We start from the raw sequence: 23440 nt of genomic DNA, 5'->3' as shown, positions 1-23440 counted from the left end.
GGTGCAGACGGGGAGGGACGACCATAGGAGCTGCCGAGGTGCGAATCGGTGTGTCAGTTGAAATCAATCGCAGCCTTCGGCAGCTCCTACAGGCATCGAGTGGTTAATTCAGTCCCCGCAAAATCTCATACGCCAACTTCACCCGCGCTTCATTCGGGTAGTTTTTGTTCGCCAGAATCACCACGCCAATCCTCTTCTCCGGAACGAAAGCCACATAACCACCAAAACCATTGGTGGAGCCGGTCTTGTTGATCCAGACGCGTTGTTGCGACTGCAAGGGCGGGCTGATCGGGCTGGCAGGCTGAGTCTCGTAGGCCATTTTGTTCGAGTTACCTTCCTGCAGCGTTTCAAGACTGGCCGGGTAGGGGTACTGCTCCCAGATCAGGTCCTGAGTCATTTCTCCCACGTTGAAATAACCCACATGGGTATCAGTAATTGCCTTGGCTAACGTACTTTCTGCCTTGCCAGCGTTGATGTTCAGCTCAACGAAACGCAGTAAATCCTTGCTGCTGGATTTCATCCCGTAGGCTTCATTACCAAGCACACCGCCCTGCAAACGGACCGGCGCGTCCTGCTTGTTATAGCCCTGTGCGTAAAACTTCATCTTGTCGGCAGGCACATTCAGGTAGCTGTTGGTCAGCCCGAGTTTTGGAAACAGTTGCTGCTCCATTGCCTGCTCGAACGGGGTGTTCATCGCCTTGGCAGTGATCATCCCCAGCATGCCGATGCTCGGGTTGGCGTAGGTGCGTTTGCTGCCCGCCGGGTATTGCGGTTGCCAGGCCTGCAAGTACGCCATCAGTTGATCGTTGTTCTGTACCTCGTCAGGCACCTGCAGGGGAAAGCCGCCCGCTGTATGAGTAGCCAGATTGATCAGGCTCACCTTATCGAAGGCGCTGCCTTGGAGTTGCGGCAGGTATTTGCCCGGATGATCGCCAAGGGATAACTCGCCGTTGGCCTGGGCGTACGTCGCCAGAGTCGCCGTGAACGTTTTACTGATCGAGCCGAGCTCGAACAGCGTGTCACTGCTGACAGCCTGGGCTGTTTCTCTGGAAGCAACGCCGTAGTTGTAGAAATGCTGTTGCCCATTGAACGTTACGGCGATGCTCAGGCCGGGAATGTTGTATTGCTGCATGACCTGCCTGGCAGCGTCGCGCACTTTGGCATCAAATCCCGGCTCAGCCTGGACAGCCCCGGCCAGGTGAGTGAACGAGAGACTGAGGGCGAGCGCCAGCGAAGTGGGGAATAGACGCATTAGAGTTTCCTTGGATTCCATTCAGAAGCGGGCAATAAACAGTTGGAGAATCGGCTTTCAATAAACGTTATGTCGCAAGGTGTTTCTCAGAAGCTCGATAAACTGCCGTGCCGCCGGGCTCAAGCCCCGGCCGCTTCGGGTGATCAAACCGATGTCTCGATTGACACCAGGATGGTCCACCGGGACGCAAACCATATCATCCCGGCCTTCATCCGCTGACTCCGGCAGCAGCGTCATGCCCAGGCCCTGACGAACCAGCGCCAACACTGTGGACATGTAATTGGCTTCCAGCCCTGGCACCAGTGTCAGTTGCTCATCGGCGAACAATTGCTCCACTCGCTCGCGCACGCTGCTGTCTCGACCGGTCAGAATAATCGGTTGATCGGCCAGCTCTTCAAGTTTTATTGACGTGTGTCTGCCCAGCGGATGACTGGCCGGTACGAACAGACAGAGTCGGTCGGTCAGCACCACGTCGAAGTCCAGGCCGTGGCCCATTCGCGCGCGGACTCCCAAACCAAAATCCACTTCACCTTCCCGGACCAGTGCGTCGATGCGTTGCGCCACCACATCGCGCAAGCGAACTTCGACGCCCGGGAACTGATCACGAAACAGGCGCAGCACGGGCGGCAAGGTGCTGGAGCACATGGAGGGCAGGGCGGCGATGGTGACTACGCCACGGCGCAATGCCGCCAGATCGCGAGCGCCGCTGACGATGTTGTCCAGGTCCAGCAGCAATTTTTCCATGGGCAGTAAGTTGCTTTGCCCCGCCGCGGTGAGGCTCACATGGCGCGGGCTGCGCTCCAGCAATAGTACGCCGAGCCATTCTTCGAGTTGCTGGATCTGCACGGTCAGTGCGGAAGGGCTCAGATTCAGCTCTAGCGCGGCCTTGGCAAAGCTACCGCTGTGGGCGACCGCAAGAAAGGCGCGGATGTGCTGGATCGAGTTCTTCGCATTCGAGTTATTCATTTTGTTTTTCCGAATACAGGGTGCTGAACATTTCAATTTACAAAGCTTACCTGTGTTTTCAATACTCGTTGAAAACAACAACAGCTCATTCGCCGCGCCAGCGGAGAGGATGACGAACAGGAAGTACCTATGCTCGCCACGCTCGGTGTCATTACTATTCTCTGTCTGCTCGCTGCCGTCATGAGCAAACGCCTCTCACCCCTCGTCGCACTGATTGCCTTACCGATTATTGCTGCCCTGATCGGCGGTTTCGGTCTGCAAACCAGTGGATTCATCATCACTGGCATCAAGAACGTCGCCCCTGTGGTGGGTATGTTTGTGTTTGCCATTCTGTTCTTTGGGGTGATGACCGACGCGGGCATGCTCGACCCGATCATCGATCGCATTCTGCGCACCGTTGGTACTCGCCCGACACGCATTGTGATGGGCACCGCACTGTTGGCGCTGCTGGTGCATCTGGACGGCTCCGGGGCCGTGACTTTTCTGGTGACCATTCCGGCGATGCTGCCGCTGTACACTCGGCTCGGCATGGATAAGCGCATTCTGGCCTGCGTGACGGCCATGGCCGCCGGAGTTAATTTCTTACCGTGGACCGGCCCTGTTTTGCGTTCTTCTGCGGCCTTGCATGTGCCGGTGGCGGACTTGTTCCAGCCGCTGATCCCGGTGCAACTGGTGGGGCTGGCATTCGTATTTTTCTGCGCCTTCATGCTCGGTCGTCGGGAAGAAAAACGCCTCGGCCTGGGGGCTGGCACTAACGTGGACGTGGTGCCAAAGCGGGTGTTGGCTGATCACGAAGAGATCCTGCGTCGCCCGCGCCTGTTCTGGCTCAATCTGATCCTGACCATCGCCGTGATGGGCGTGATGATTTCCGGCCTGGTGGATCCGGTGGTGATGTTCATGCTCGGCACGGTCGTCGCGTTGTGCATCAACTACCCGAACGTCGACGCCCAGCGGGCTCGTATCGATGCGCATGCCAAGACCGCGCTGACCATGGCCAGCATCCTGCTCGCGGCCGGGGTGTTCACCGGCATCATGCAAGGCACCGGCATGCTCAAGGCCATGGCCGAAGTGGCGGTGGCGCAGATTCCTGCGGGTCACGGCAAGCTGATCCCGATGGTCGTGGGCTTTATCTCCATGCCGCTGAGCATGCTGTTTGATCCGGATTCGTTCTATTTCGGCGTCATGCCGGTGATTGCTGAAGTCGGCAAGGCGCTGGGCGTTGATCCGCTGCAAGTGGCCCAGGCCTCATTGCTTGGCGTACACACCACCGGCTTCCCGGTCAGCCCGCTGACCCCGGCAACGTTCCTGCTAGTGGGCCTGTGCAAAATCGAATTGGCTGACCACCAGCGCTTCACCATTCCCTTCCTGTTTGCCGCCTCGGTATTGATGACCCTGACGGCGCTGCTGCTGGGTGTGTTCTGACCGGAGCCCCCCGAAGTCGCGCTGCATACACGGGGCCTATGTGGGAGCGGTGCTTGCCCGCGATAAGAGCACCACGATTTATCCTGAACCGCGTCGCCCTTATCGCGGGCAAGCACCGCTCCCACATGAAAACCGCATTTATTCAGTGATTTATATTTTGTTTGTCAGGAGTACCAACATGAAAACCTTACGCATCGGTTCCGGCGCCGGCTATTCCGGCGACCGTATCGAGCCTGCCGTCGAGTTGGCTGAACACGGTGATCTGGATTATCTGGTCTTCGAATGCCTCGCCGAGCGCACCATCGCGTTGGCGCAACAGGCTCGACTGGACAACCCCGAAACCGGCTACGACCCATTGCTGAGTGAGCGCATGCGCCGAGTGCTGCCGTTTGTAGGCGCAGGGTCGAAGCGGCGCTTGCGGGTCATTACCAACATGGGCGCGGCCAATCCGTTGGCGGCGGCACGGGAGGTGCGGCGCCTTGCTGCCGAGCAGGGCCTACATGGCCTGAAAGTCGCTGCCGTGACCGGCGATGACGTGCTGGCTGCCTTGCAGGCAAACCCGCAACAGTTGCTGGATAACGGCGCAACCTTGGGTTCGCTGGGCGAGCGGCTGATCTCTGCCAACGCTTACGTGGGCGCCGAAGGGATTGTCGAGGCACTGCGGGCCGATGCCGATGTCGTGATCACCGGGCGGGTTGCTGATCCGTCGTTGTTCCTGGCACCTCAGCTGTTTGAGTTTGGCTGGGCGGCGGATGATTGGACGTTGCTGGGCCGTGGCACCGTTATCGGTCACTTGCTTGAATGCGCGGGGCAGATCAGCGGCGGTTACTTTGCCGATCCTGGCTACAAGGACGTGCCGGACCTGGCGCGCCTGGGCTTTCCTTTGGCTGAAGTGGATGCTTCCGGTTCTGCAGTTATCAGCAAAGTCGCAGGTTCAGGCGGACGTATCGACACTGCGACCTGCACCGAGCAGCTTGTCTATGAAGTGCACGATCCAGCGGCGTACCTGACGCCGGATGTTTGTGCAGATTTTTCGACCGTCGGGTTTGAGATTGAGGGGCCGGACCGGGTTCGGGTCAGTGGCGCGCAGGGCAAGCCAAGGCCTGAAACCTTGAAAGTCTCGGTGGGCTTTCTCGATGGCTGGATTGGTGAAGGGCAGATTTCCTATGGCGGGCCGGGTGCGTTGGCGCGGGGCAGGCTGGCTCGGGATGTGGTGCTGGAACGTCTGAAACTGACCGGCGTCATCTATGACGACATCCGTGCCGAGTTGCTGGGCGTGGACTCGTTGCACGGCGGCGATCTGGGTTCGCGCACGGCGGGTGAGCCTTGGGAGGTACGCCTGCGCGTGGCCGCCCGTTGTGCCGACAAGACTCAGGCGATACGCATCGGCAATGAAGTCGAAACCCTGTACACCAACGGTCCCTATGGCGGCGGCGGGGCAACCAAAGGTCTGCGTCAGGTGGTGGCGGTCGCGTCGTTGTTCTTGCCGCGTTCAGCGGTCAAAGCACAGGTACACCTGGAGGATGCATCATGAGCAAGCCGATAAAACTCCGCGAGCTGGCCCATTCCCGAACCGGCGACAAGGGCGACACCTCGAATATCTCGGTGATTGCCTATCGTGCTGAAGACTATTCACGTCTGTGTGAGGCGCTGAGTCCAGAGCGGGTGGCTGAATATTTCGCCGAGCTGCTGGACCCGAACGCAAGCCCCGTGCGCCGTTATGAGCTACCCAACGTTCATGCTCTGAACTTCGTCCTTCCCGGCATTCTTCGCGGTGGCGTAACCCGCTCACTGGCGCTGGATGCACATGGCAAGGCGCTGGGCGCGGCGTTGCTGGATATCGAGGTTTAGCAGATTGGCTGCCCCGAATGAATTCGGGCCTACCGGATCGTGGTGGATTTGAGGTTGGCGCAAACCTGGTGGGAGCGAATTCATTCGCGAAGAGGTTGGACCATCCAGGTTGTGGATCGTCTGGAATGCCGCCTTCCCGAATAAATTCGGTCCTACCTGTTCATTATGCGGTTTGAGGCCATGGTTAACCTGCGCAAGCAGGAGCAACCTCACCCATGCTGCACATCAGTCCGCTTGAGCAACTGCTTGCAACGGTTCGACAGATGCACCACCCGCAGGTGCTTGCCCGCCTTGGTGTAGCGCTCGCGCAAAGTCTGCAACGCCGAGACCGCCGAGTAGTCGACAAAGCTCAGGTGGCGGCAATCCAGAGTGACCTGGGCGGGGTCTTCAGCCGGATTGAACTGGTTGAGAAAGCGCGTCGTGGAGGCAAAAAACAGCGTGCCGTGCAGGGTGTAAACCTTGCTGCCGTCAGCCTCCAGATGCGTGTCCGCGTACAACTCCCGCGCCTGCTGCCAGGCAAAGTTGAGCGCCGCGATGACGATGCCGAACATCACCGCCGTGGCCAGATCGGTCAATACCGTCACCACGGTCACGGCGATGATCGCCAGCACGTCGTTGACCGGAACCTTGTGCAGCACGCGCAACGACGCCCAGGCAAAAGTTTGTTGAGCCACCACGAACATCACACCGACCAGCGCGGCCAGCGGGATCTCTTCGATCAGCGGTGACAGAAACAGCACGAACATCAGGATCATCAGCCCCGCGACCACGCCGGACAGACGACCACGACCACCGGAGCTGAGGTTGATCACGGTCTGGCCGATCATCGCGCAACCGCCCATGCCTCCGCACACGCCCGAGGCCATGTTGGCCACGCCCAGCGCCACGCATTCACGGTCAGGGAAGCCTCGGCTTTCGGTGATTTCATCGGTCAGGTTGAGGGTCAGCAGGGTTTCCAGCAAACCCACCAGCGCCATCAGAATCGCGTAAGGCGCGATGATGCGCAGGGTTTCCAGATCCCACGGTACTTCCGGCAACGCCAGGCTCGGCAAACCACCGGCAATGTGCGCCATATCGCCCAGGGTATGGGTCGGAAGGTCAAGCAGATAGACCAGCAGACCAACGCCCAGAATCGCGATCAGCGCAGGCGGTATCGCCTTGGTCAGGCGTGGCAGCAGGTAGACTATCGCCATGGTCAGCGCCACCAGGCCAATCATCAGGTACAACGGTTTTCCAGTCAGCCAGGCGTCACCGACCTTGAAGTGTTCGAGCTGAGCCATGGCGATCACAATCGCCAGGCCGTTGACGAAGCCGAGCATCACCGAATACGGCACCATCCGTACCAGCTTGCCCAGCCGCAGCACGCCAAACAGGATCATGATCAATCCGCCCAGCAGCACCGTCGCCAGCAAATACTGCACGCCGTGCTGCACCACCAGCGCGACAATCACAACCGCCATCGAACCTGCCGCGCCGGAAATCATCCCCGGCCGACCGCCGAACAGTGCGGTCAGCGTACAGATAATGAATGCGCCATAAAGACCCATCAGCGGATTGAGGTGAGCGACCAAGGCAAAGGCGATGCACTCGGGCACCAGAGCGAAGGATGTGGTGAGTCCGGCCAGGACATCGGCGCGTATACGGGCTGGTTTCATGAGTTACCTGAAGGGGAAATGCCGGGAAAGCAAAAAGGGGGGATGTTACTGAATGTGGCTGATGGGTGCTACACGTAGGACCGGCTTTGCATAGATTCTGTGGGAGCAGAGCTTGCTCGCGATAAGGCTGGATGCGATCTAAAGTGAACCGCGTCCAGCCTTATCGCGAGCAAGCTCTGCTCCCACAAGATTTCATGTCAGCCAACAGATCGCAATCAGTTCACTTGCTCATATATGCTTGCACCCCCTCACTCCGCCGAGCGATGCACTGCCCATGAATGTCGTGTCCCCTTTGCAGGCCTATGAACGGGCCGTGGAGCAGTTGGGTTTCCAGCCGGACGCTGCGCAATTGCACGCAGTTCAGCAGTTGCAGGCCTGTTTTCAGGCACTGAACGACAATCCGAAATCGGCTCAGGGCGTGTACCTCTGGGGGCCGGTGGGGCGGGGCAAAACCTGGTTGATGGATCGGTTTTTCGAGAGTCTTGACGTTCCGGCACGGCGTCAGCATTTCCATCACTTCATGCGTTGGGTGCACAAGCGCATGTTCGAATTGATCGGCACTTCCAACCCGTTGAAAGTCGTGGCTCAGGAGCTGGGGCGTGATGTGCGGGTGATGTGTTTCGATGAATTGTTTGTCACTGACATCGGCGACGCGGTGATCCTCGGCGGTTTGCTGCAAGTGATGTTCGAAGCAGGCGTGGTGCTGGTCTGCACTTCCAACCAGCCACCCGAGCAGTTGTACAGTCATGGTCATAACCGCGAGCGATTCCTGCCCGCTATCGCAGCGATTCAGCGTTACATGCAAGTCGTCACGGTCGATGGCGGCGAAGATCACCGCTTGCATCCGGGCCTGCTGCATCAGCGGTATTTCGTTACCACGCCGGGGCAGAGCAGTGCGCTGGCACTTGTATTCGAGACGCTCAAGGGTAATGAAACCGTGTCCGGTGGCGCAGTGCCCGTGGGCCATCGCAGTATCACCAGCGTCAAACACAGCGAGTCCGTGTTGTGGTGCCGCTACGTCGATTTGTGCGAACGGCCGCTGGCGGCCATGGACTTCATCGAGCTGTGCGACCGTTTCTCGACGATATTACTCAGCGAAGTTCCGGCCCTCAGTGCGCCGCAGCGCGAAGCGAAAATTGCCCGTGGCACCGAGGACGCAGTCGAGCAAGTGGTGGCCGGGGATCGGGAACTGCCGCAGCTGTCGCCCCACGATGACGGAGTTCGACGTTTCATCGCATTGGTCGACGAATGCTACGACCGTCGTGTGCCTTTATATGTCGAGGCGGCGGTGCCCATGCACGAGCTCTACACCCAAGGCTATCTGTCGTTCGCGTTTCGTCGCACCCTGAGCCGTTTGCAGGAAATGCAACTGGAACGCTTTATCCAATAATCAGGTCCGACGCTGCGCGATTACGTGTTTGCAGCCTTCGAAAACCAGCACCAGCACCGCCAGCCAGATTGGAATATAGGTCATCCATTCGTCGCGGCCGATGCTCTCGCCCAACAGTAATGCAACGCCGACCAGCAGTAACGGCTCGACATAACTGAGCAGCCCGAACAGGCTGAATGGCAGCAGGCGGCTGGCGACGATATAGCTGACCAGTGCCGAGGCGCTAATCAGACCGAGCACCGGAATCAGCAGATACAGCATCGGGAATTGCTCAACCACCGATGCATCGCCGTTGACGATGAACCAGACGCTGATGGGCAGCATGAAGGCCATGTCGAACCACAAACCGCCGAGGTTATCGGTGGCCAGTTTGCGGCGCAGCACGAAGTACAGTGGATAGCCGACCGCGACCAGCAAGGTTTCCCAGGCGAAACTGCCATGATTGAGCAACTCGTTGGCGACACCGACCATGGCGCAGAGGGCGGCGATTTTCTGCAACCGGGACAGGCGCTCGCCATAGACGATGCGCCCGGTGACGACCATCGTCAGCGGCAGCAGGAAATAACCCATGGACACCTGCAGGCTGCGGCCATGCAGCGGCGCCCACATAAACACCAGCAGCTGCGCGCCCAACAACAGTGAGCACAAAGCGATGCCGACCAGCAGTGCCGGTTGCTGGCGGATACGCCCGGCGATCTTTTTGACCAGATGCCAGTCGCCGCTGAACAGCAGAAAGACCGTCACACATGGCACCGTCAGCAGCATCCGCCAGCCGAAGATCTCTTCCCCGCCAAGCGGCTTGAGCAGCGACGTGTAGAAATACATCACCCCAAACAGCACCGAAGCCAGGACCGACAGCACCACACCTTTGTACACAGCAGCCTCTTCACGTCGTGGGCAGTTGCAGGGCGGCCCGGTTCAAAATGGTGCGTAGTTTAGCGATGTAACTCTGTGGGAGCGAGCGCATTACCCACTGGGGATTTTTCAATGAGCCTGTCGTCATTTCCTGTGGGAGCTGGGCTTGCCCGCGATAAGAACACCGCAAATTTCAGGGGAACTGCGTCCAGCCTTATCGCGGGCAAGCCCGGCTCCCACAGGCGGAATACGCCACTCTGGGACTCCCATCCCTCCATACCCATTTGGATAACCCCCAACCTTTGTTAGTCTGCCCCCCATCACCGGACCTTTTGGTCCGCCGTTTTCAAGGAGCCTGCATGACTTCCATCAGCACCCCGGCACCGGTTGTGCCGGGTCGACTGGAGCAATTTTCCACCCGTGTGGCCTTTTTCATTGCCGGTTTTGCCATTGCTGCCTGGGCACCGTTGGTGCCGTACGCCAAGGCCCGGGTCGGGCTGGATGAGGGCACATTAGGCTTGTTACTGCTGTGTCTGGGTGTTGGTTCGATAGTTGCGATGCCCCTGGCTGGTGCGCTGGCTGCGCGAATTGGTTGTCGACGGGTGTTACTGATTTCTTCGGCGATCATTTGCCTTTGCTTGCCGCTGTTGGCCACCGTTTCGCATCTGCCTTCATTGGTTGCCGTGCTGTTTATCTTCGGCGCCGCCATGGGGGCGCTGGATTGTGCGGTGAATATCCAGGCGATCATCGTCGAACGTGCCAGCGGCAAAACCATGATGTCCGGTTTTCACGGCCTGTTCAGTCTGGGTGGTATCGCCGGGGCAGCGGGAGTCGCCGGTTTGTTGAGCGTGGGCGCGTCGCCTCTGGTATCGATGTTTGCCGTTGTCGCCGTTTTACTGATCGCGTTGCTCAAGGCCGCACCGCATTTCCTGCCTTACGGCAGCGAAACAGATGGCCCGCCATTCGCCATTCCACGGGGCGTGGTGCTGTTTCTCGGCCTGCTGTGTTTCACAGTGTTCCTGTCCGAAGGCGCGATGCTGGACTGGAGCGCGGTGTTCCTCAGCGAGTTGCGCGGTGTTGAAACGTCTTATGCCGGGCTTGGGTACGCGGTATTTGCCTTGACCATGACCCTGGGCCGATTGTTCGGCGATGCTGTGGTACGGCGTGTCGGACCACGACACATCGTCATTCTGGGTGGCCTGTGTGCGGCGGCGGGGCTGGCATTGGCGACCCTCGTACCGTCATGGCAAGCCGCACTGCTCGGTTACGCGTTGGTGGGCGCTGGCTGTTCGAACATCGTGCCGGTTTGCTACAGCGCGCTGGGCCGACAAAAGAGCATGCCCGAGAATGTTGCAGTCCCGGCGTTGACCACCCTGGGTTACGCCGGGATTCTGATCGGCCCGGCCGCCATTGGCTTCATCGCCCACGCCAGCAGTCTGGAGGTGGCATTCATGGTCGTCGCCGTGATGCTGGTGGGCGTGGCCGTTGGCGGTTCACGGCTCAAGGTCTGACTTACAGCTTGCGGGCCATGCCGGATACCCGGATCGAGCTGCCTTTCTGTTCAGGGCTGCTTTGTTCCGGGATCTGCGCCCGCAGTATCGAGCGACTGCCCATGTCCTCGCCCTGCACAATGTCGATGTGCCCGCCGTGAGGCCATTCAAGATCGCGCAGATAACCGGCGAACGCCGCCGTTGCTGCACCAGTGGCCGGGTCTTCATAAACGCCGCCCCAGGCAAACGCATTGCGGGTATGGAACAGCTGCAGATTCTCTGCATAGGCCAATAACACCGTAACCCATCCGGCACGAGTCATCAGCTCGTGACCGGCCTGTTGGTCATAGGTCATGGCCCGTAGTTTTTCCCGACTGTTCAACACCAGCACCAAATGCTGCGCGCCACCGTTGATCACGGCCGGAGGGATGCGCGCATCCAGATCGTGTTGCGCATAGCCGAACAACGCCAGTGCTTCGTGCAGCAATGCATCATCAACAGGCCCGCTGTGAGTCGTTGGTGATTGCAGAGCCGCTGAAATCAAATCGCCCTGGGCGTGACCTTCGACGCTGATCTGCGCCTGATTCAGCGTCAGGTTAAACACCCCATCGCCATGCTGCCCGGCCAGCGCCGCACCGAGGGCAATCGTCGCGTGACCGCAAAACGGCACCTCGGCTTCAGGCGAGAAATACCGCACCCGAAAGCCCTCGGCGATGGGCGCAGCAAACGCAGTCTCGGAAAAGCCCACCTCGGCAGCAATGCGCTGCATCGTCGCCTCATCCGGCAAAAAATCCCCAAGCCACACACCGGCGGGGTTGCCGCCTTGGTCGCCGTCGCTGAAGGCCGCCAGTTTTAGAACGTTGTTGGTCATGTTGGTAAGAGCCTGTAATAAGAGTGCCGGCGAGTTTCCTCATAGCCGGGGCTGTACTCCAACCAATAGTACTTATGTGAGGCATCTGCAAATTTGATCGATAGATGAACAGCTCACAATCCCTGTAGAAGCCGAAGGCAATCTCGGTTTGCTGTGGGAGCCGGGCTTGCCCGCGATAAGGGCGATTCGATTTAACTGACACTCCGAGGTGTCTGCATCGCGGGCAAGCCCGGCTCCCACAGAGAAGCAGCATTCCACTTGAAGATTTTTGAGCGTTACGCTGGCACCATCGCAAACCCGACGCCAAAGCGGTTCCAGGCGTTGATTGTCGCAATCGCCAAGGTGAGGTTGACCACTTCGCTGTCGCTGAAGTGTTCCTGCAATGCCAGGTATTGTTCTTGCGAGGCTTGCTGATTGGGCAGCAGGGTCATGGCTTCGACCCAGGCCAGTGCGGCCTTTTCCCGAGGGGTGAAGAAGGTGGTTTCGCGCCAGACGCTGACGGTTTGCAGGCGGGATTCCTTTTCCCCGGCGCGGCGGGCGTCGTTGGCGTGCTTGTTGATGCAGAAGGCGCAGCCGTTGATTTGCGAGGCGCGCAACCGGACCAGTTCCAGCAGCGAGTTTTCCAGCCCGGATTTGACGACGGCCCCTTCAAGGGCCGCCATGGCGCGGTAGGCTTCGGGGGCGACGGTGGCCCATTGGATGCGTTCGTTCATGGTTGATCTCTCGTAGGTTCACTGCCCAATTGGGCGATGGCGCCAACCTTAACGTCGGGGTTGAACGATGTGGATAGCCAATCCCCGGCGTTTCGAAGAGACCAATTACCTCAGTAGGCTTCACCCACCGCCAGAATGGTCGCCACCAATGCCTGGGCGCGAGGCACGAGGGTGTCCAGTTCCAGGTATTCGCGGTCGGTGTGCACCTTGCCGCCCACCGGACCAAGGCCGCAGAGAGTCGGAATGCCGAGGCTGGCGGTGAAGCCCGAATCGGCACAACCACCGGTGAATTCGCCTTCGACACTGAAACCCAATGTCTGCGCCTGCTGCTGATACAGCGCCAGCAAGCGGGTGCTGTGCTGCGCTTCCATGGGCAGGAAGGTCGTAGCCTCTTTGAGCACAGCGGTGGTGCCGGGCAATTCTTCTTCGGCGACGATCCTCTGAATCGCTTCGAATATTTGATCCCAGTGTTTGAGTTCGATAAAGCGTACGTCCAGCTTGGCCGTGGCGCTGGGCGCGACAGTGTTGCTGGAGGTGCCGCCGGAAACCAGACCCACGTTGGTGGTAATGCCCGCCGGGTAATCGGTCAGGGCATGCAGTTTGACGATCTTGCGCGCCATGGCTTCGATGGCGCTGGCACCGTCGGCATGGTTGACTCCTGAATGCGCCGCGCGGCCGGTGACTTCGATGATCAAGGTCGCACCGCCTTTGCGGGCGCTGACCACGTTGCCGCTGGCTCTGCCGGGTTCTGTGTTGAGCACGGCGCGGGCCGCACGTGCTGCGGTTTCGATATGGCTGCGAGCACTGCCGGAGCCGATTTCTTCATCGCCGGTGTACAGCACCTGAACCGGGTAGGGCAGTTGACCGGCGCGCTTGAGAGCTTTGAGGGCAAAGCAGTTGAGGACCAGACCGCCTTTCATGTCCGCCACGCCCGGGCCGTAAGCGAGGGTGGCGTCGCGGCTGTAGCCCCGAGTCGTGGTGGTGCCTTTGGGGAAAACCGTGTCGCGATGACCCAGCAGCAATACCGGCTTGCCCGCAGCGCCGGAAACTTCCGCGAGCATCACATCGCCAAAGCCCTCGACGGGTATGCGTTCGAGCAGGATGCCGTCGGCTTCCAGTTCCGCCGCCAGCAGCGCACCCACTGCATCGACACCGGCTTTGTCGTAGCTGTTGGAGTCGGTGTCGACGATGCGTTGCAGCAGGGACTCCATCGCCTCACCCTGGCCCGCGAGCCAGTCCAGCGCCTGTTGTCGAGGGTCGCTCATTTGGCTAGCTCCCGCTGTTGATGCTCTTGCGTCAATCGCGCTGCATCGTCACCCAGGTCCCAGAACAACCCGGCCATGATTTGCAGGCTTTCCTTCACCACGGGGGCGAGCAAATGTTCATTGGGCGCATGTTGTGAGCAGGCCGGATACGAATGTGGCACCCAAAGCGTTGGCAAGCCGAGCACATCAGCGAAGACGTCGTTAGGCAGCGAGCCGCCGAGATTGGGCAGCAGGGCCGGTTTTTTGCCGGTAGTTTCGGCGAGGGAGTTCAACGCCCAGCCGACCCAAGGGCTTGTCGGGTCAAGACGGGTGGCGTTCATCATGTCGATGCGCCCCTGTTTGACTTCTACCTGAGTGAAACCGTGGGCATCCAGGTGCGCGCGCACCGCCGGGATGAAGGTGTTGTAGTCGCTGTCCACCACAAAGCGGATGTGGCAGTGGGCGTTGGCCTTGCCGGGGATCGCATGCACTGGCGCGTCGGGGTTGCCGGTCTTGAAGGCGATGACATCGAGGGTGTTCCAGCCGAAGACTTTCTCGCTCAGGGTCAGCTCGGGATTGCCCCAGTTCGGGTCGATTTCCGGATCGCCGGGGCCACCACCGACTTCGATGTCTGCCAGTGCCAAACGGACGGCTTCGGGCACTTCCCTGGGCATCAAGGCAGGGATTTTCACCCGGCCGTGTTCGTCGACCATGCTCGCAATGGCGTTGGCCAGAATGATCCCCGGGTTGGACAGCAGCCCGCCCCAGTTGCCGGAATGGTGCGCGCCTTCACGCAGGTTGACGCTGAGTTCAAAGTTGAACACGCCACGGGAACCGAGAAAGATCGTCGGTCGCGAAGCGGCCAGGCGCGGGCCGTCGGAAGCGATGAACACGTCAGCCTTGAGTTCTTCAGGATGCGCTTCGCAGAACGCACGCAAACCCGGCGAGCCATCTTCTTCGCCCATTTCCAGCAGCAGTTTGACGTTGAAACCCAGCTTGCCGTTGCGTGCTTTGAGGGTTTGCTCCAGTGCCGTCAGGTTGATCAGGTGCTGGCCCTTGTTGTCAGCGGTACCGCGGCCATACCAGCGCTCGCCATCGACTTTGACTTCCCAGGGTGACAGGCCTTCACGCCATTGCGCGTCGTAGCCGTTGACCACATCGCCATGGCCGTAACTGAGCACCGTCGGCAATGCCGGGTCTTCAATGCGGGTGGCGATCAACAGCGGGCCGCGCTTGGGCAGCGGGTTGTCGTAGACCTGCACGCTAAAGCCCAGCGCTTCGACGTGAGGCGTGATGAATTCCTTGAGGTAGCGATAGAGCTCCGGCAGTTGGTTCGGAATCTGGCTTTCGGTGTGCAGGGCGACGCTGCGTTCGAGCAGGGACAGAAAGGCGCCGTTGTCGAACTGCTCGGTAGTGTTGTGGATGGCCTGTGAGCGACTCATGAGTGGACGAGCTCCAAAGTTTGGGCAGGACTGTCGTGGAGGTGGCAACGCACGTTGCCGCCGATAATCGGGTCATTGGCCGGGTAGGCCGTCTTGCAGGGCGCGAAACAGCTGGGGCAGCGCGGGTGAAACGCGCAACCGGATGGCGGCGACATCGGGTTTGGAAACGTGCCATGCAGGCCGATATCGGGAATGCCCAGGCGCGGATCGGGGGTAAGCACCGAATCCAGCAGGGCGCGGGTATACGGGTGGCCGGGCGCGGCGAACAAGGATTCGCGGGTGCGCTCTTCAACGATCCGCCCCAGATACATTACCGCCACCCGATCAGCCAGATGTTCGATGACCGCCAGGTTGTGGCTGATCAGCAAATACGTCAGGCCGAACTCTCGCTTGAGATCCTGCAGCAGGTTGAGGATCTGCGCCTGCACCGAAACGTCCAGCGCCGACGTCGGCTCGTCGCAGATCAGCACGTCCGGGCGCATGATCAAAGCGCGGGCAATGGCGACACGCTGGCGCTGGCCGCCGGACAGCTGGCTTGGGTAGCTGTCGATCACCCGCTTGGGCAGACCGACTACATCGAGCATTTCTTCGGTCTTCTTGCGACGCTCGGCAGTGGTGCCGATGTCGTGGACGATCAGCGGCAGGGTGACGATTTCCCGCAGCGTCTTGCGCGGGTTCAGCGACGAATACGGGTCCTGGAAAATCGGCTGGATATGCCGGGACATTTCCTTGCGATCGGTGGCGGCCAAGTGTTTGCCATTGACCAGCACATCACCACTGGTGGGCGGCAGCAGGCCGAGCAGCATTTTCGCCAGTGTGCTTTTGCCGCAACCGGATTCGCCCACCAGCCCGAGGGTTTCGCCGCGCATCAGGCGCAGCGACACACCGTCCACGGCCTTGAGGGTGGCGGGGGCTTTGAAGAAGCCTTTGTTCATGCGGAACTCGCGACGGATGTCGCACAGTTCCAGAGCAATGTCCTTTTTCATGCGCGGGCACTCCCTTGCTGGAGCTGAGCCTGTTGGCGGGTCGGTTCCGGACCCGGTGCGGCAAACAGGCAGCGAGCCATGTGGCCGTCTCGCATTATTTCGGGAATGTTCTGCGCGCAGGCATCAACGGCCTGACCGCAACGGTTGCGGAATGCGCAGCCTTGTTGCTCACCGACCAGACTGGGCACCAAACCAGGGATCGAACCCAGCGCTTCGCCGGGTTTGGTTTTGCCAGGAATCGGGATACTTGCCAGCAAGCCCTTGGTGTAAGGGTGCTGCGGGTTTTCGAAGAGTTGCAGGGCGGGGGCGGTTTCGACGATTTCCCCCGCGTACATCACCGCGACACGGTCGGCGATACGCGCCACCAGACCCAGGTCATGGGTGATGAAAATCACCGCCAGACCGAATTCTTTCTGAATGTCGCGAATCAGCCGCAGGATCTGCGCCTGAATCGTCACGTCCAGAGCCGTCGTGGGTTCGTCGGCGATGATAAGGTCCGGCTCGCACATCAAGGCCATGGCGATGATCACCCGCTGGCGCAAGCCGCCGGAAAGCTGATGGGGGTATTGGCCGAGACGTTCAGTGGCGTTGCTGATGCCGACTTTTTCCAGCATCTGCGCGGCGCGGGCCATGGCGTCTTTTCGAGAGACCTTGCGGTGTTGGGTCAGTACTTCGCTCAACTGATCGCCAATGCTGTAGGCCGGGTTCAGCGAGGTCATGGGCTCCTGAAAGATCATTGCCAGACGGTTGCCCCGCAGGTCACACATGCGCCGTTCGCTCTGGGTGAGCATGTCGATGCCGTCCAGTGTGAGACGGGTTGCGGTGCGTTTGGCCTTGCGCGGCAGCAGGTCCATGAGCGCCAGCGAGGTCAGGGATTTGCCGCAGCCGGACTCGCCGACGATGCACAGCATTTCGCCGCGCTCGACTTCAAAGTCCAGGCCGCGCACGGCGTGCAGCATGTCATCCGGCGTCGGGCTGTTGCCCATGGGGATGTCGACGCGCAGGTTTTCAACGTGCAGTAGTGCCATGTTCGTGGCTCCTCTATCAGTTGCGGCCGTCGGGCAGGATCAGGTCGCGCAGACCGTCGCCGACCAGGTTGATGCCCAGCACCAGAATCATCAGGGCAACGCCGGGAATGGCGATGACCCACGGGGAAAAGAACATGTAGGGTTTGCCTTCGGCGATCATCAGGCCCCAGGACGGTGTTGGCGGCTGCACGCCCACGCCGAGGAATGACAGCGCTGACTCCAGCAGAATCGCGTGGGCCATTTCCAGGGTGGCGACGACGATCAGCGCGCCAACCAGATTGGGCAGGATTTCACTGGCCAGAATGCGCAGGGTCGAGCAACCCAGGGCTTGGGCCGAGGCGACGTATTCGGCATCGCGAATCTGCTGCACCGACGCCCGAACCACCACCGCAAAGCGATCCCACAACAGGCAGCCGAGCAGCACGATCACGACTTTCAGCGAACCACCCATGAGCGAAGCCGAAGCCAGCGCAACCATTACCACCGGCATCGCCAGACGAGTAGTGATCAGATAACTGATGAAGGCATCGACCTTGCCGCCGAAGTAACCGGCGAGCAGGCCCATGACTGTGCCGATAAAGCCGGAGATCAGCGCGGCGGCGACACCGATGAACAGCGAGATACGCGCGCCGTAGAGCAACCGCGACAGGTAATCACGGCCCAGTTTGTCGGTGCCCAGCGGGTATTCCCAAGTGCCGTTGGCCATCCACACCGGAGGTTTCATGCGCAGCATCACGTCTTGGGCGTAAGGGTCGTAAGGCGCGAGCCATGGCGCGAACAGCGCGCCGATGAAGATGATCATCAGCAGCACCATGCCGATGGCAAAACCACGATGGCGAAAGCTTTTGCCCAACACCCGGCTGAGGCTGCTGGGCGGTGGCAGGTAGTCATTGATGGCGAGAGGGGCGGCAGGTGTGCTCATGGGAGCCTCCGGTCAGCGCGGAAAAGCATTTGAATTCGAGATTTTCTGTAGGAGTGAGCTTGCTCGCGATGCGATGTGTCAGTTGAACAGTCATTGGCTGACCTGACGCTATCGCGAGCAAGCTCACTCCTACAGATCCAGTTGCGCTTGATGGAGCTGCGAGAATTCATCGACACGGCGGACTCCTCAGCGCACACGAATGCGCGGGTCGAGCAGTGCGTTGAGCACGTCGGCCAGCAAGGTGAGGATGATGTAGATCACGGCGATCAGCAGGACCACGGCTTGCACGACGGGGAAGTCATCGCGGGCGATGGCGTCCCAAGCGAGTTGCCCGACGCCTTGCAGGGAGAACACGGTTTCAATCACCACCGAACCACCGAGCATGAAGCCGAACTCTACCGCCGCCAGGGCCACTACCGGGATCAACGCATTGCGCAATGCGTGCTTGAACAGCACCCGCGCCGGACGTAAACCCTTGGCCCGCGCGGTGCGGATGTAATCGGAATTGAGCACATCAAGCATGCCTGCGCGGGTCAGGCGCATGATCGCGGGGGTCGCGTAATAACCCAACGCGATGGCGGGCATCACGAAGTGCAGGAACGTCGAGTTACCCGATACCGGCAGCCATTTCAGAGTGACGGCGAACACCACGATCAGCATCAGCGCAAACCAGAAACTCGGCATGGCCTGACCCAGTACGGCGATGCTCAATGCCAGGCGGTCGATCCAGGTGTCACGTTTGACGGCGGCCAATACACCCAGCGGGATAGCCACCAAGAGTGCGATGCCCAGCGCCATTGCGCCCAGACTCAAAGTGATCGGCAGACGGCTGGCGATCAGGTTATAGACCGATTCCTGAAAGAAAAAAGAGTCGCCCAGATCGAGTCGCAGCAAGTCGCCCAGCCAATTGAAGTATTGAGTTGGCAAAGGTTTGTCCAGACCGTACTGCACACGGATCTGTTCGATTTGTTCGCTGCTGGCTTCCGGCCCGCCAATGGCTGTGGCCAGGTCTCCGGACAGGTGTAAAAGAGAAAAACTGATGATCGACACGGTAATCGCAACGCACACAGCGATACCCAGACGACGCAGAAGGAACCCAAGCATGGCAAGTTTCCTCGTATCCATTGGCTGAAAAAAGTGGGGGTATGCCGTGGCGCGATTACGCAGCACCACGGCAACGGTGGTTGTGGCTTATTTCCAGCTGGAAAGTACGAAGCGCGGCAACTCATCCGGGTAAGGCGTGAACTCAAGTTCCGAGGTGTAGGCGTAGTTCATTGAGTAGTTGAACAGCGGCGCCCAGTAGGCTTGCTCGCTGATGCGCTGCAAGGCCTTGCGATAGTTGTCCTTGCGCACTTGCGGGTCGAGGGCGTTGTCGGCGGTTTGCAGCCAGCCCTGGACTTGCGGGTCCTTGATGTTGTCGTCCGGGTTGCCCTTGAACCAGGTGCCCGCCGAAGCCGAGGTGTCGAGGATCGAGAACGAGCCCCAGGCCTGGAACGACATCGGTACTTTGCCGCCACGTTGCTGATCGCGCAGGGCAGCGTATTTCAGGTAGCGCAGTTTGGCGTTGATGCCCACTGCGCGCAGGTTGCCGATGATCGCTTCAACGTAATCACGGTCGCGGTAGGCGAAGATTTCCGTCTCGAAACCATTTGGGTAACCGGCTTCAGCGAGCAGCGCTTTGGCCTTGGCCGGGTCATAGTTGTAGACCGTGGCGGCGGTGGTGTCGCAACCGAATTGCCCCGGATAGCAAGCGACCTGCAATGGCTTGGCTTCACCGCCCACCAGTTGCGAGGCCAAGCCGTCGCGGTTGATGGCGTGGTTGATAGCCTGACGCACCTTGAGGTTTTTCATCGGCGAGTTTTCAGTAGAGGTGCCGCGAGCATCGAGAATCAGGAAGCCGATACGCATTGTCTCGCCGCTGGTCACGGTCAGGTTCGGCATGCCTTTGAGGTTCTCCGACTGATCCGGTGCCACGCGCCATACCCAGTCGACACCGCCGGTCATCAATTCGGCGAGGCGGGTCTCGGCGTCGGGGATGACGCGGAATTTGATGTGGCCGATGTGTGGCAGGCCTTGCGGGCTGTCTTTGAAGTAGTCCTTGTTAATGTCCATGGTCACACCTTCACCCGCCACCACCGACACGGCCTTGTAAGGGCCGGTGCCAATCGGTTTGCGGCTGAATTCAGCCATGCCGACTTTCTCGAAATAGTTTTTCGGGAACATCGGCACGGCGTTGGAGAGGTATTCCAGGGCAGGCGGGAAAGGTTTTTTCAGGTGGAGGCGGACGCTGTAATCGCCGGTTTTTTCGGCGCTTTTGATCCAGTCGACGTTTTGCACAGTAACGACTTTGGCTTCGGGCGACACGACGTAGTTGAGGGTGAACACCACGTCGTCCGCGGTGAACGCGTCACCGTTGTGAAATTTGACGCCTTTGCGCAGTTCGAAATCGATAGTGGTGTCGTCGACCTGTTTCCAGCTGGTGGCCAGCATGGGTTTGTATTCGCCGCTTTTGGGATCGCGGTACACCAGGTTGTCCCAGATCAGCCGGCCGAGAATCACGCCTTCGCGCAGGTCATTGTGATAAGGGCTGATGTTTTCGGGTTCGCTGTCGGAAGCGTAAACCAGTGTGTCGTTGGCTTTACCGGCGTAGGCCGGGAAGCTGCTGATGGAGCCCAGCAGCGCAATACTGAAAGCGAAACCTTTGATGCCCATGCCGTCGTCTCCGTTGGCGAGAGTGGTTGAATCAAAGGGCAGCTGTTCGCAAATGCGAGAGAGGGAAGTACTGGTCAGGTGTTTTTTTTGGTCTGGACAAGAATGTAGGCGATGGTTTACCAATGCCACAAGCACAATCTTTCGATACTAGCTTTGCCGAAAAGGCAATCCTCAGAGGTTCAGATGCAGTTATACGGCGTGCAGTCCACGGCCCTGCGCTATTTCCTTGAAGTGGCGCGTTGCGGTTCCATCAGTGAGGCGTCGATGCGCCTGAATGTCGCAGCCTCGGCGGTAAGTCGGCAAATCACCAAACTGGAACTGGCACTGGACGCCACGCTGTTCGAACGCCGTGCACGAGGCATGGTGCTCAGTGAAGCCGGCACGCGGCTGGCAGCCTATGCCCGCAAGTCACAGCTGGAAGCCGAGCAGGTAGTGCTGGAGATTACCGAGTTGCACGGCCTGCAACGCGGCCATGTACACATCGCCTGCTCGGAAGGCTTTGCGCTGGATTACATGCCTCATAGCATCGCCGCATTCCGTCGGGAGTATCAGGGGATTCACTTCACGCTGGAGGTGTGCGCGCCCGCCGAAGCCACGGAGAAAGTCCGCTCCGGCGAGGCTGATCTGGCGCTGACCTTCAGCCTTACGCCGCAAAAGGAAATCTGCGTCGAGCACGTCATGAGCGGGGCGATCTTTGCAGTGGTTGCCAATTCCCATCCCTTGGCCGGACGCGACGCGGTCAGCCTTGCCGAATTGCAGCCGTACCCGATTGCACTGCCAAAGCCTGAAACGACGTTGCGCCAACTGTTTGATATTTGCTGCGGGGTGCAGGGCCTGATGTTCGAGCCGGTGCTGACCAGTAATTACATCGGTGCGCTGTACAGCTTTGTGCGTGAGGAGGGCGGCATCAGCCTTTCGAGTGAGATGACCCTGCACAAACAGGTCGTCGGCAAAGAATTGCGCTGTTTGCCGATTCTCGACGAAGGCATGCAGGCACGGCGCATCGAGATGCAAAGCATGGCCGGTCGAAATCTACCGGCCGCCGTGTCCGCCTTCAGGGATTTTCTGATCGCCGAGCTGGCGAAAACCCTCGGCGATTAGCCTGGCGGCGCTGGATTACACGTTCCCGAACAGCGTCGTATGCCCAGTTGAAGACCAGGGTATATGGCAGGAACAGCAACAGCAGGCCGATATCCAGCAGGAACGCTTCCAGCAGGCTGATCGACAGCCACCACGCTGCCAATGGCACGATCACCAGAATCAGGCCGCTCTCGAAACCCAATGCATGCAGTACCCGTGTACCCAGTGATAGCCGGAAGTCCCATTTGCGCCGCAGGCCATCGAACATTGCGTTGAACAACATGTTCCAGAGCATGGCCACAGTGGAGATCATGACGGTCATCGCGCCCATTTTGGCTAGCGAATGACCCATGGCCCAGGCGAGCAACGGCGCGAACAGCAGTACGCCGATGATTTCGAAAAGAAACGCGTGGAAGGCGCGTTCCTTGATGGATTTGGTTGGCATGAGTTGACCTTTGGAATGCATTCCTGTGGGAGCAGAGCTTGCTCGCGATAAGGCCGCCGCTGATATCAGGCCTAACGCGTCCAGCCTTATCGCGAGCAAGCTCTGCTCCCACAAGGGATAGGTGTTTGCTTTCGATAACGTGCATTGTCATCGGCCCCTGCGTTAAAGTGAAAATCGTTTCCATCGGTAAAACCGATACGAGGTTCACATGAGCTATTCCCCGGAAGCCCTCGAAGCGTTTGCCCAGACCGTTGCGCTTGGATCGTTCAGCGCGGCGGCGCGGCGTTTGGGCAAGAGTCAGTCGACCATCAGCGAAGCGATTGCTCGTCTGGAAATCGATCTGGGTCTTGAGCTGTTTGATCGTTCCTCAAAGCATCCGGTCCTGACCGAAGCGGGCAGGGCCATGCTCGGGCGTATCGAGGACGTATTGGCCGCCTCGGACAAGCTGCGCCGTGCCGCCGGGCGGCTGGCTGAGGGCGTGGAGCCGCGTCTGACTCTGGTGCTGTCTGACGCCAACCAGTTCGCTGATTTTGAAATCCGCATGGCTGAACTCGACCAGCGTTTCCCCGAGCTGGAACTGGAATGCGTGTTCGCCGAGCATGGCGACGCCATCAACCTGATTCAATCCGGTCGTGCGTCACTTGGGCTGCTTTCAGCGCAGGCCAGTTATCCACCCGAAGTTGGTTATTCCACCATTGCCGAACGTGCCGATTTCGGCCTGTTCGTGGCGCACAAACATCCGCTGGCTCAGCAGGAAAAGGTCGATTACCAGCATCTCGCGCAGCACCGTGCGCTGCGTTTGAACACCTTGGTGGACCAAAGCGTACCCACTGATGATTTGCCCATCAGTGGTCATCGCCCGTGGTCGGCTCCCAACTATTTGTTGCTGATGGACATGGCTGCGTTTGGTTTTGGCTGGGCTGCGTTACCGCGCTGGCTGGTGTCGGGCTATGCCAGTGGCAAGCTCAAGGAGCTCGACGTACCGGGCTGGCCGCGCAGCTCGGCGGTGGACGTGATCTGGTCACGGCAGCGCAGCCTCGGCCCGGCAGGTGCGTGGCTACTGGAAACCTTCACTCGGCATCGTGGTGAATAATCGGATCGTGAAGGTGCCGACCA

The 23440-nt window shown here is 59.7% G+C and carries 21 protein-coding genes; 7 read left to right on the top strand and 14 right to left on the bottom strand.

Annotation, left to right across the window (positions count from 1 at the left end):
• Positions 1-103: 103 nt before the first annotated feature.
• Positions 104-1252, bottom strand: a complete 1149-nt coding sequence (gene ampC / locus ABRP31_RS18430) for a class C beta-lactamase (RefSeq protein ID WP_349972506.1) — start codon at positions 1250-1252, stop codon at positions 104-106.
• Positions 1253-1309: 57 nt separating this feature from the next.
• Positions 1310-2218, bottom strand: a complete 909-nt coding sequence (locus ABRP31_RS18425) for a LysR family transcriptional regulator (RefSeq protein ID WP_349972507.1) — start codon at positions 2216-2218, stop codon at positions 1310-1312.
• Positions 2219-2347: 129 nt separating this feature from the next.
• Between ABRP31_RS18425 and ABRP31_RS18420 the strand changes: the two genes are divergently transcribed.
• The 3 genes from ABRP31_RS18420 (at position 2348) to ABRP31_RS18410 (ending at position 5491) form a co-directional block, all read left to right on the top strand.
• Positions 2348-3640: a citrate:proton symporter gene (locus ABRP31_RS18420; protein WP_349972508.1), complete on the top strand. Its 1293-nt coding sequence runs from the start codon at positions 2348-2350 to the stop codon at positions 3638-3640.
• Between the two features lie 178 nt (positions 3641-3818).
• The gene (locus tag ABRP31_RS18415) at positions 3819-5174 is read left to right on the top strand and encodes an acyclic terpene utilization AtuA family protein (RefSeq protein ID WP_349972509.1); all 1356 of its coding nucleotides are present in this window, start codon (positions 3819-3821) and stop codon (positions 5172-5174) included.
• Between the two features lie 8 nt (positions 5175-5182).
• Positions 5183-5491: a hypothetical protein gene (locus tag ABRP31_RS18410; RefSeq protein WP_349972553.1), complete on the top strand. Its 309-nt coding sequence runs from the start codon at positions 5183-5185 to the stop codon at positions 5489-5491.
• 209 nt (positions 5492-5700) lie between these two features.
• Here the strand turns inward: ABRP31_RS18410 and ABRP31_RS18405 are convergent, their stop codons facing one another.
• Positions 5701-7146, bottom strand: coding sequence for a SulP family inorganic anion transporter (locus ABRP31_RS18405; protein ID WP_349972510.1), 1446 nt, complete (start codon positions 7144-7146; stop codon positions 5701-5703).
• A 274-nt stretch (positions 7147-7420) separates the two neighbouring features.
• Here ABRP31_RS18405 and zapE point away from each other — a divergent pair, with 274 nt between their 5' ends.
• Complete coding sequence (zapE, locus tag ABRP31_RS18400) at positions 7421-8536, top strand: cell division protein ZapE (protein WP_349972511.1); 1116 nt, start codon at positions 7421-7423, stop codon at positions 8534-8536.
• Here zapE and rarD read toward each other — a convergent pair whose 3' ends face one another.
• On the bottom strand, positions 8537-9412 hold the full coding sequence (rarD, locus tag ABRP31_RS18395; protein WP_349972513.1) for an EamA family transporter RarD: 876 nt from the start codon (positions 9410-9412) through the stop codon (positions 8537-8539). It abuts the gene before it with no gap.
• Positions 9413-9750: 338 nt separating this feature from the next.
• Between rarD and ABRP31_RS18390 the strand changes: the two genes are divergently transcribed.
• Positions 9751-10902: an MFS transporter gene (locus tag ABRP31_RS18390; protein WP_349972514.1), complete on the top strand. Its 1152-nt coding sequence runs from the start codon at positions 9751-9753 to the stop codon at positions 10900-10902.
• Between the two features lies 1 nt (position 10903).
• On the opposite strand, the gene ABRP31_RS18385 is transcribed toward ABRP31_RS18390, so the two are convergent.
• The 9 genes from ABRP31_RS18385 to ABRP31_RS18345 form a co-directional block, all read right to left on the bottom strand.
• On the bottom strand, positions 10904-11752 hold the full coding sequence (locus ABRP31_RS18385) for a PhzF family phenazine biosynthesis protein (protein WP_349972515.1): 849 nt from the start codon (positions 11750-11752) through the stop codon (positions 10904-10906).
• 275 nt (positions 11753-12027) lie between these two features.
• The gene (locus ABRP31_RS18380; protein WP_349972516.1) at positions 12028-12465 is read right to left on the bottom strand and encodes a carboxymuconolactone decarboxylase family protein; all 438 of its coding nucleotides are present in this window, start codon (positions 12463-12465) and stop codon (positions 12028-12030) included.
• Between the two features lie 110 nt (positions 12466-12575).
• A complete protein-coding gene (locus ABRP31_RS18375; protein WP_349972517.1) occupies positions 12576-13730 on the bottom strand; it encodes a M20 family metallopeptidase in 1155 nt (384 codons plus the stop codon).
• Complete coding sequence (locus ABRP31_RS18370; RefSeq protein WP_349972518.1) at positions 13727-15151, bottom strand: M20 family metallopeptidase; 1425 nt, start codon at positions 15149-15151, stop codon at positions 13727-13729. Before ABRP31_RS18370 ends, ABRP31_RS18375 begins: the two co-directional genes overlap by 4 nt.
• Positions 15148-16137 (bottom strand): oligopeptide/dipeptide ABC transporter ATP-binding protein, encoded by a 990-nt coding sequence (locus ABRP31_RS18365; protein ID WP_349972519.1) that lies wholly within the window; start codon positions 16135-16137, stop codon positions 15148-15150. The genes ABRP31_RS18370 and ABRP31_RS18365 overlap by 4 nt, the downstream gene beginning before the upstream one ends.
• Entirely contained in the window at positions 16134-17165 is a 1032-nt protein-coding gene (locus ABRP31_RS18360; protein WP_087273631.1) for an ABC transporter ATP-binding protein, read from the bottom strand. Before ABRP31_RS18360 ends, ABRP31_RS18365 begins: the two co-directional genes overlap by 4 nt.
• Before the next feature lie 16 nt (positions 17166-17181).
• Positions 17182-18087, bottom strand: a complete 906-nt coding sequence (locus ABRP31_RS18355) for an ABC transporter permease (protein ID WP_087273629.1) — start codon at positions 18085-18087, stop codon at positions 17182-17184.
• A gap of 186 nt (positions 18088-18273) precedes the next feature.
• Entirely contained in the window at positions 18274-19191 is a 918-nt protein-coding gene (locus tag ABRP31_RS18350) for an ABC transporter permease (protein WP_122663789.1), read from the bottom strand.
• An 87-nt stretch (positions 19192-19278) separates the two neighbouring features.
• Positions 19279-20799: an ABC transporter substrate-binding protein gene (locus ABRP31_RS18345; RefSeq protein ID WP_087273626.1), complete on the bottom strand. Its 1521-nt coding sequence runs from the start codon at positions 20797-20799 to the stop codon at positions 19279-19281.
• A gap of 183 nt (positions 20800-20982) precedes the next feature.
• Between ABRP31_RS18345 and ABRP31_RS18340 the strand changes: the two genes are divergently transcribed.
• On the top strand, positions 20983-21900 hold the full coding sequence (locus ABRP31_RS18340) for a LysR substrate-binding domain-containing protein (RefSeq protein ID WP_349972521.1): 918 nt from the start codon (positions 20983-20985) through the stop codon (positions 21898-21900).
• On the opposite strand, the gene ABRP31_RS18335 is transcribed toward ABRP31_RS18340, so the two are convergent.
• Complete coding sequence (locus ABRP31_RS18335; protein WP_349972522.1) at positions 21854-22324, bottom strand: multidrug/biocide efflux PACE transporter; 471 nt, start codon at positions 22322-22324, stop codon at positions 21854-21856. The two genes, ABRP31_RS18340 and ABRP31_RS18335, sit on opposite strands and share 47 nt — an antisense overlap.
• Before the next feature lie 208 nt (positions 22325-22532).
• On the opposite strand from ABRP31_RS18335, the gene ABRP31_RS18330 reads away from it, so the two are divergent.
• Entirely contained in the window at positions 22533-23417 is an 885-nt protein-coding gene (locus ABRP31_RS18330) for a LysR family transcriptional regulator (protein ID WP_087273620.1), read from the top strand.
• Positions 23418-23440: the final 23 nt, after the last annotated feature.

It is taken from the genome of Pseudomonas caspiana, assembly GCF_040224095.2.
GTDB lineage: Bacteria > Pseudomonadota > Gammaproteobacteria > Pseudomonadales > Pseudomonadaceae > Aquipseudomonas > Aquipseudomonas caspiana.
Note: the sequence above shows the minus strand (reverse complement) of the source record. Positions and strands in the feature narration are given on the sequence as shown.

Coding starts and splice junctions, on each gene's coding strand:
- ampC (WP_349972506.1), bottom strand. CDS start 1,252: ATGCGTCTATTCCCCACTTCGCTGGCGCTCGCCCTCAGTCTCTCGTTC.
- ABRP31_RS18425 (WP_349972507.1), bottom strand. CDS start 2,218: ATGAATAACTCGAATGCGAAGAACTCGATCCAGCACATCCGCGCCTTT.
- ABRP31_RS18420 (WP_349972508.1), top strand. CDS start 2,348: ATGCTCGCCACGCTCGGTGTCATTACTATTCTCTGTCTGCTCGCTGCC.
- ABRP31_RS18415 (WP_349972509.1), top strand. CDS start 3,819: ATGAAAACCTTACGCATCGGTTCCGGCGCCGGCTATTCCGGCGACCGT.
- ABRP31_RS18405 (WP_349972510.1), bottom strand. CDS start 7,146: ATGAAACCAGCCCGTATACGCGCCGATGTCCTGGCCGGACTCACCACA.
- zapE (WP_349972511.1), top strand. CDS start 7,421: ATGAATGTCGTGTCCCCTTTGCAGGCCTATGAACGGGCCGTGGAGCAG.
- ABRP31_RS18390 (WP_349972514.1), top strand. CDS start 9,751: ATGACTTCCATCAGCACCCCGGCACCGGTTGTGCCGGGTCGACTGGAG.
- ABRP31_RS18385 (WP_349972515.1), bottom strand. CDS start 11,752: ATGACCAACAACGTTCTAAAACTGGCGGCCTTCAGCGACGGCGACCAA.
- ABRP31_RS18380 (WP_349972516.1), bottom strand. CDS start 12,465: ATGAACGAACGCATCCAATGGGCCACCGTCGCCCCCGAAGCCTACCGC.
- ABRP31_RS18375 (WP_349972517.1), bottom strand. CDS start 13,730: ATGAGCGACCCTCGACAACAGGCGCTGGACTGGCTCGCGGGCCAGGGT.
- ABRP31_RS18370 (WP_349972518.1), bottom strand. CDS start 15,151: ATGAGTCGCTCACAGGCCATCCACAACACTACCGAGCAGTTCGACAAC.
- ABRP31_RS18365 (WP_349972519.1), bottom strand. CDS start 16,137: ATGAAAAAGGACATTGCTCTGGAACTGTGCGACATCCGTCGCGAGTTC.
- ABRP31_RS18360 (WP_087273631.1), bottom strand. CDS start 17,165: ATGGCACTACTGCACGTTGAAAACCTGCGCGTCGACATCCCCATGGGC.
- ABRP31_RS18355 (WP_087273629.1), bottom strand. CDS start 18,087: ATGAGCACACCTGCCGCCCCTCTCGCCATCAATGACTACCTGCCACCG.
- ABRP31_RS18350 (WP_122663789.1), bottom strand. CDS start 19,191: ATGCTTGGGTTCCTTCTGCGTCGTCTGGGTATCGCTGTGTGCGTTGCG.
- ABRP31_RS18345 (WP_087273626.1), bottom strand. CDS start 20,799: ATGGGCATCAAAGGTTTCGCTTTCAGTATTGCGCTGCTGGGCTCCATC.
- ABRP31_RS18340 (WP_349972521.1), top strand. CDS start 20,983: ATGCAGTTATACGGCGTGCAGTCCACGGCCCTGCGCTATTTCCTTGAA.
- ABRP31_RS18335 (WP_349972522.1), bottom strand. CDS start 22,324: ATGCCAACCAAATCCATCAAGGAACGCGCCTTCCACGCGTTTCTTTTC.
- ABRP31_RS18330 (WP_087273620.1), top strand. CDS start 22,533: ATGAGCTATTCCCCGGAAGCCCTCGAAGCGTTTGCCCAGACCGTTGCG.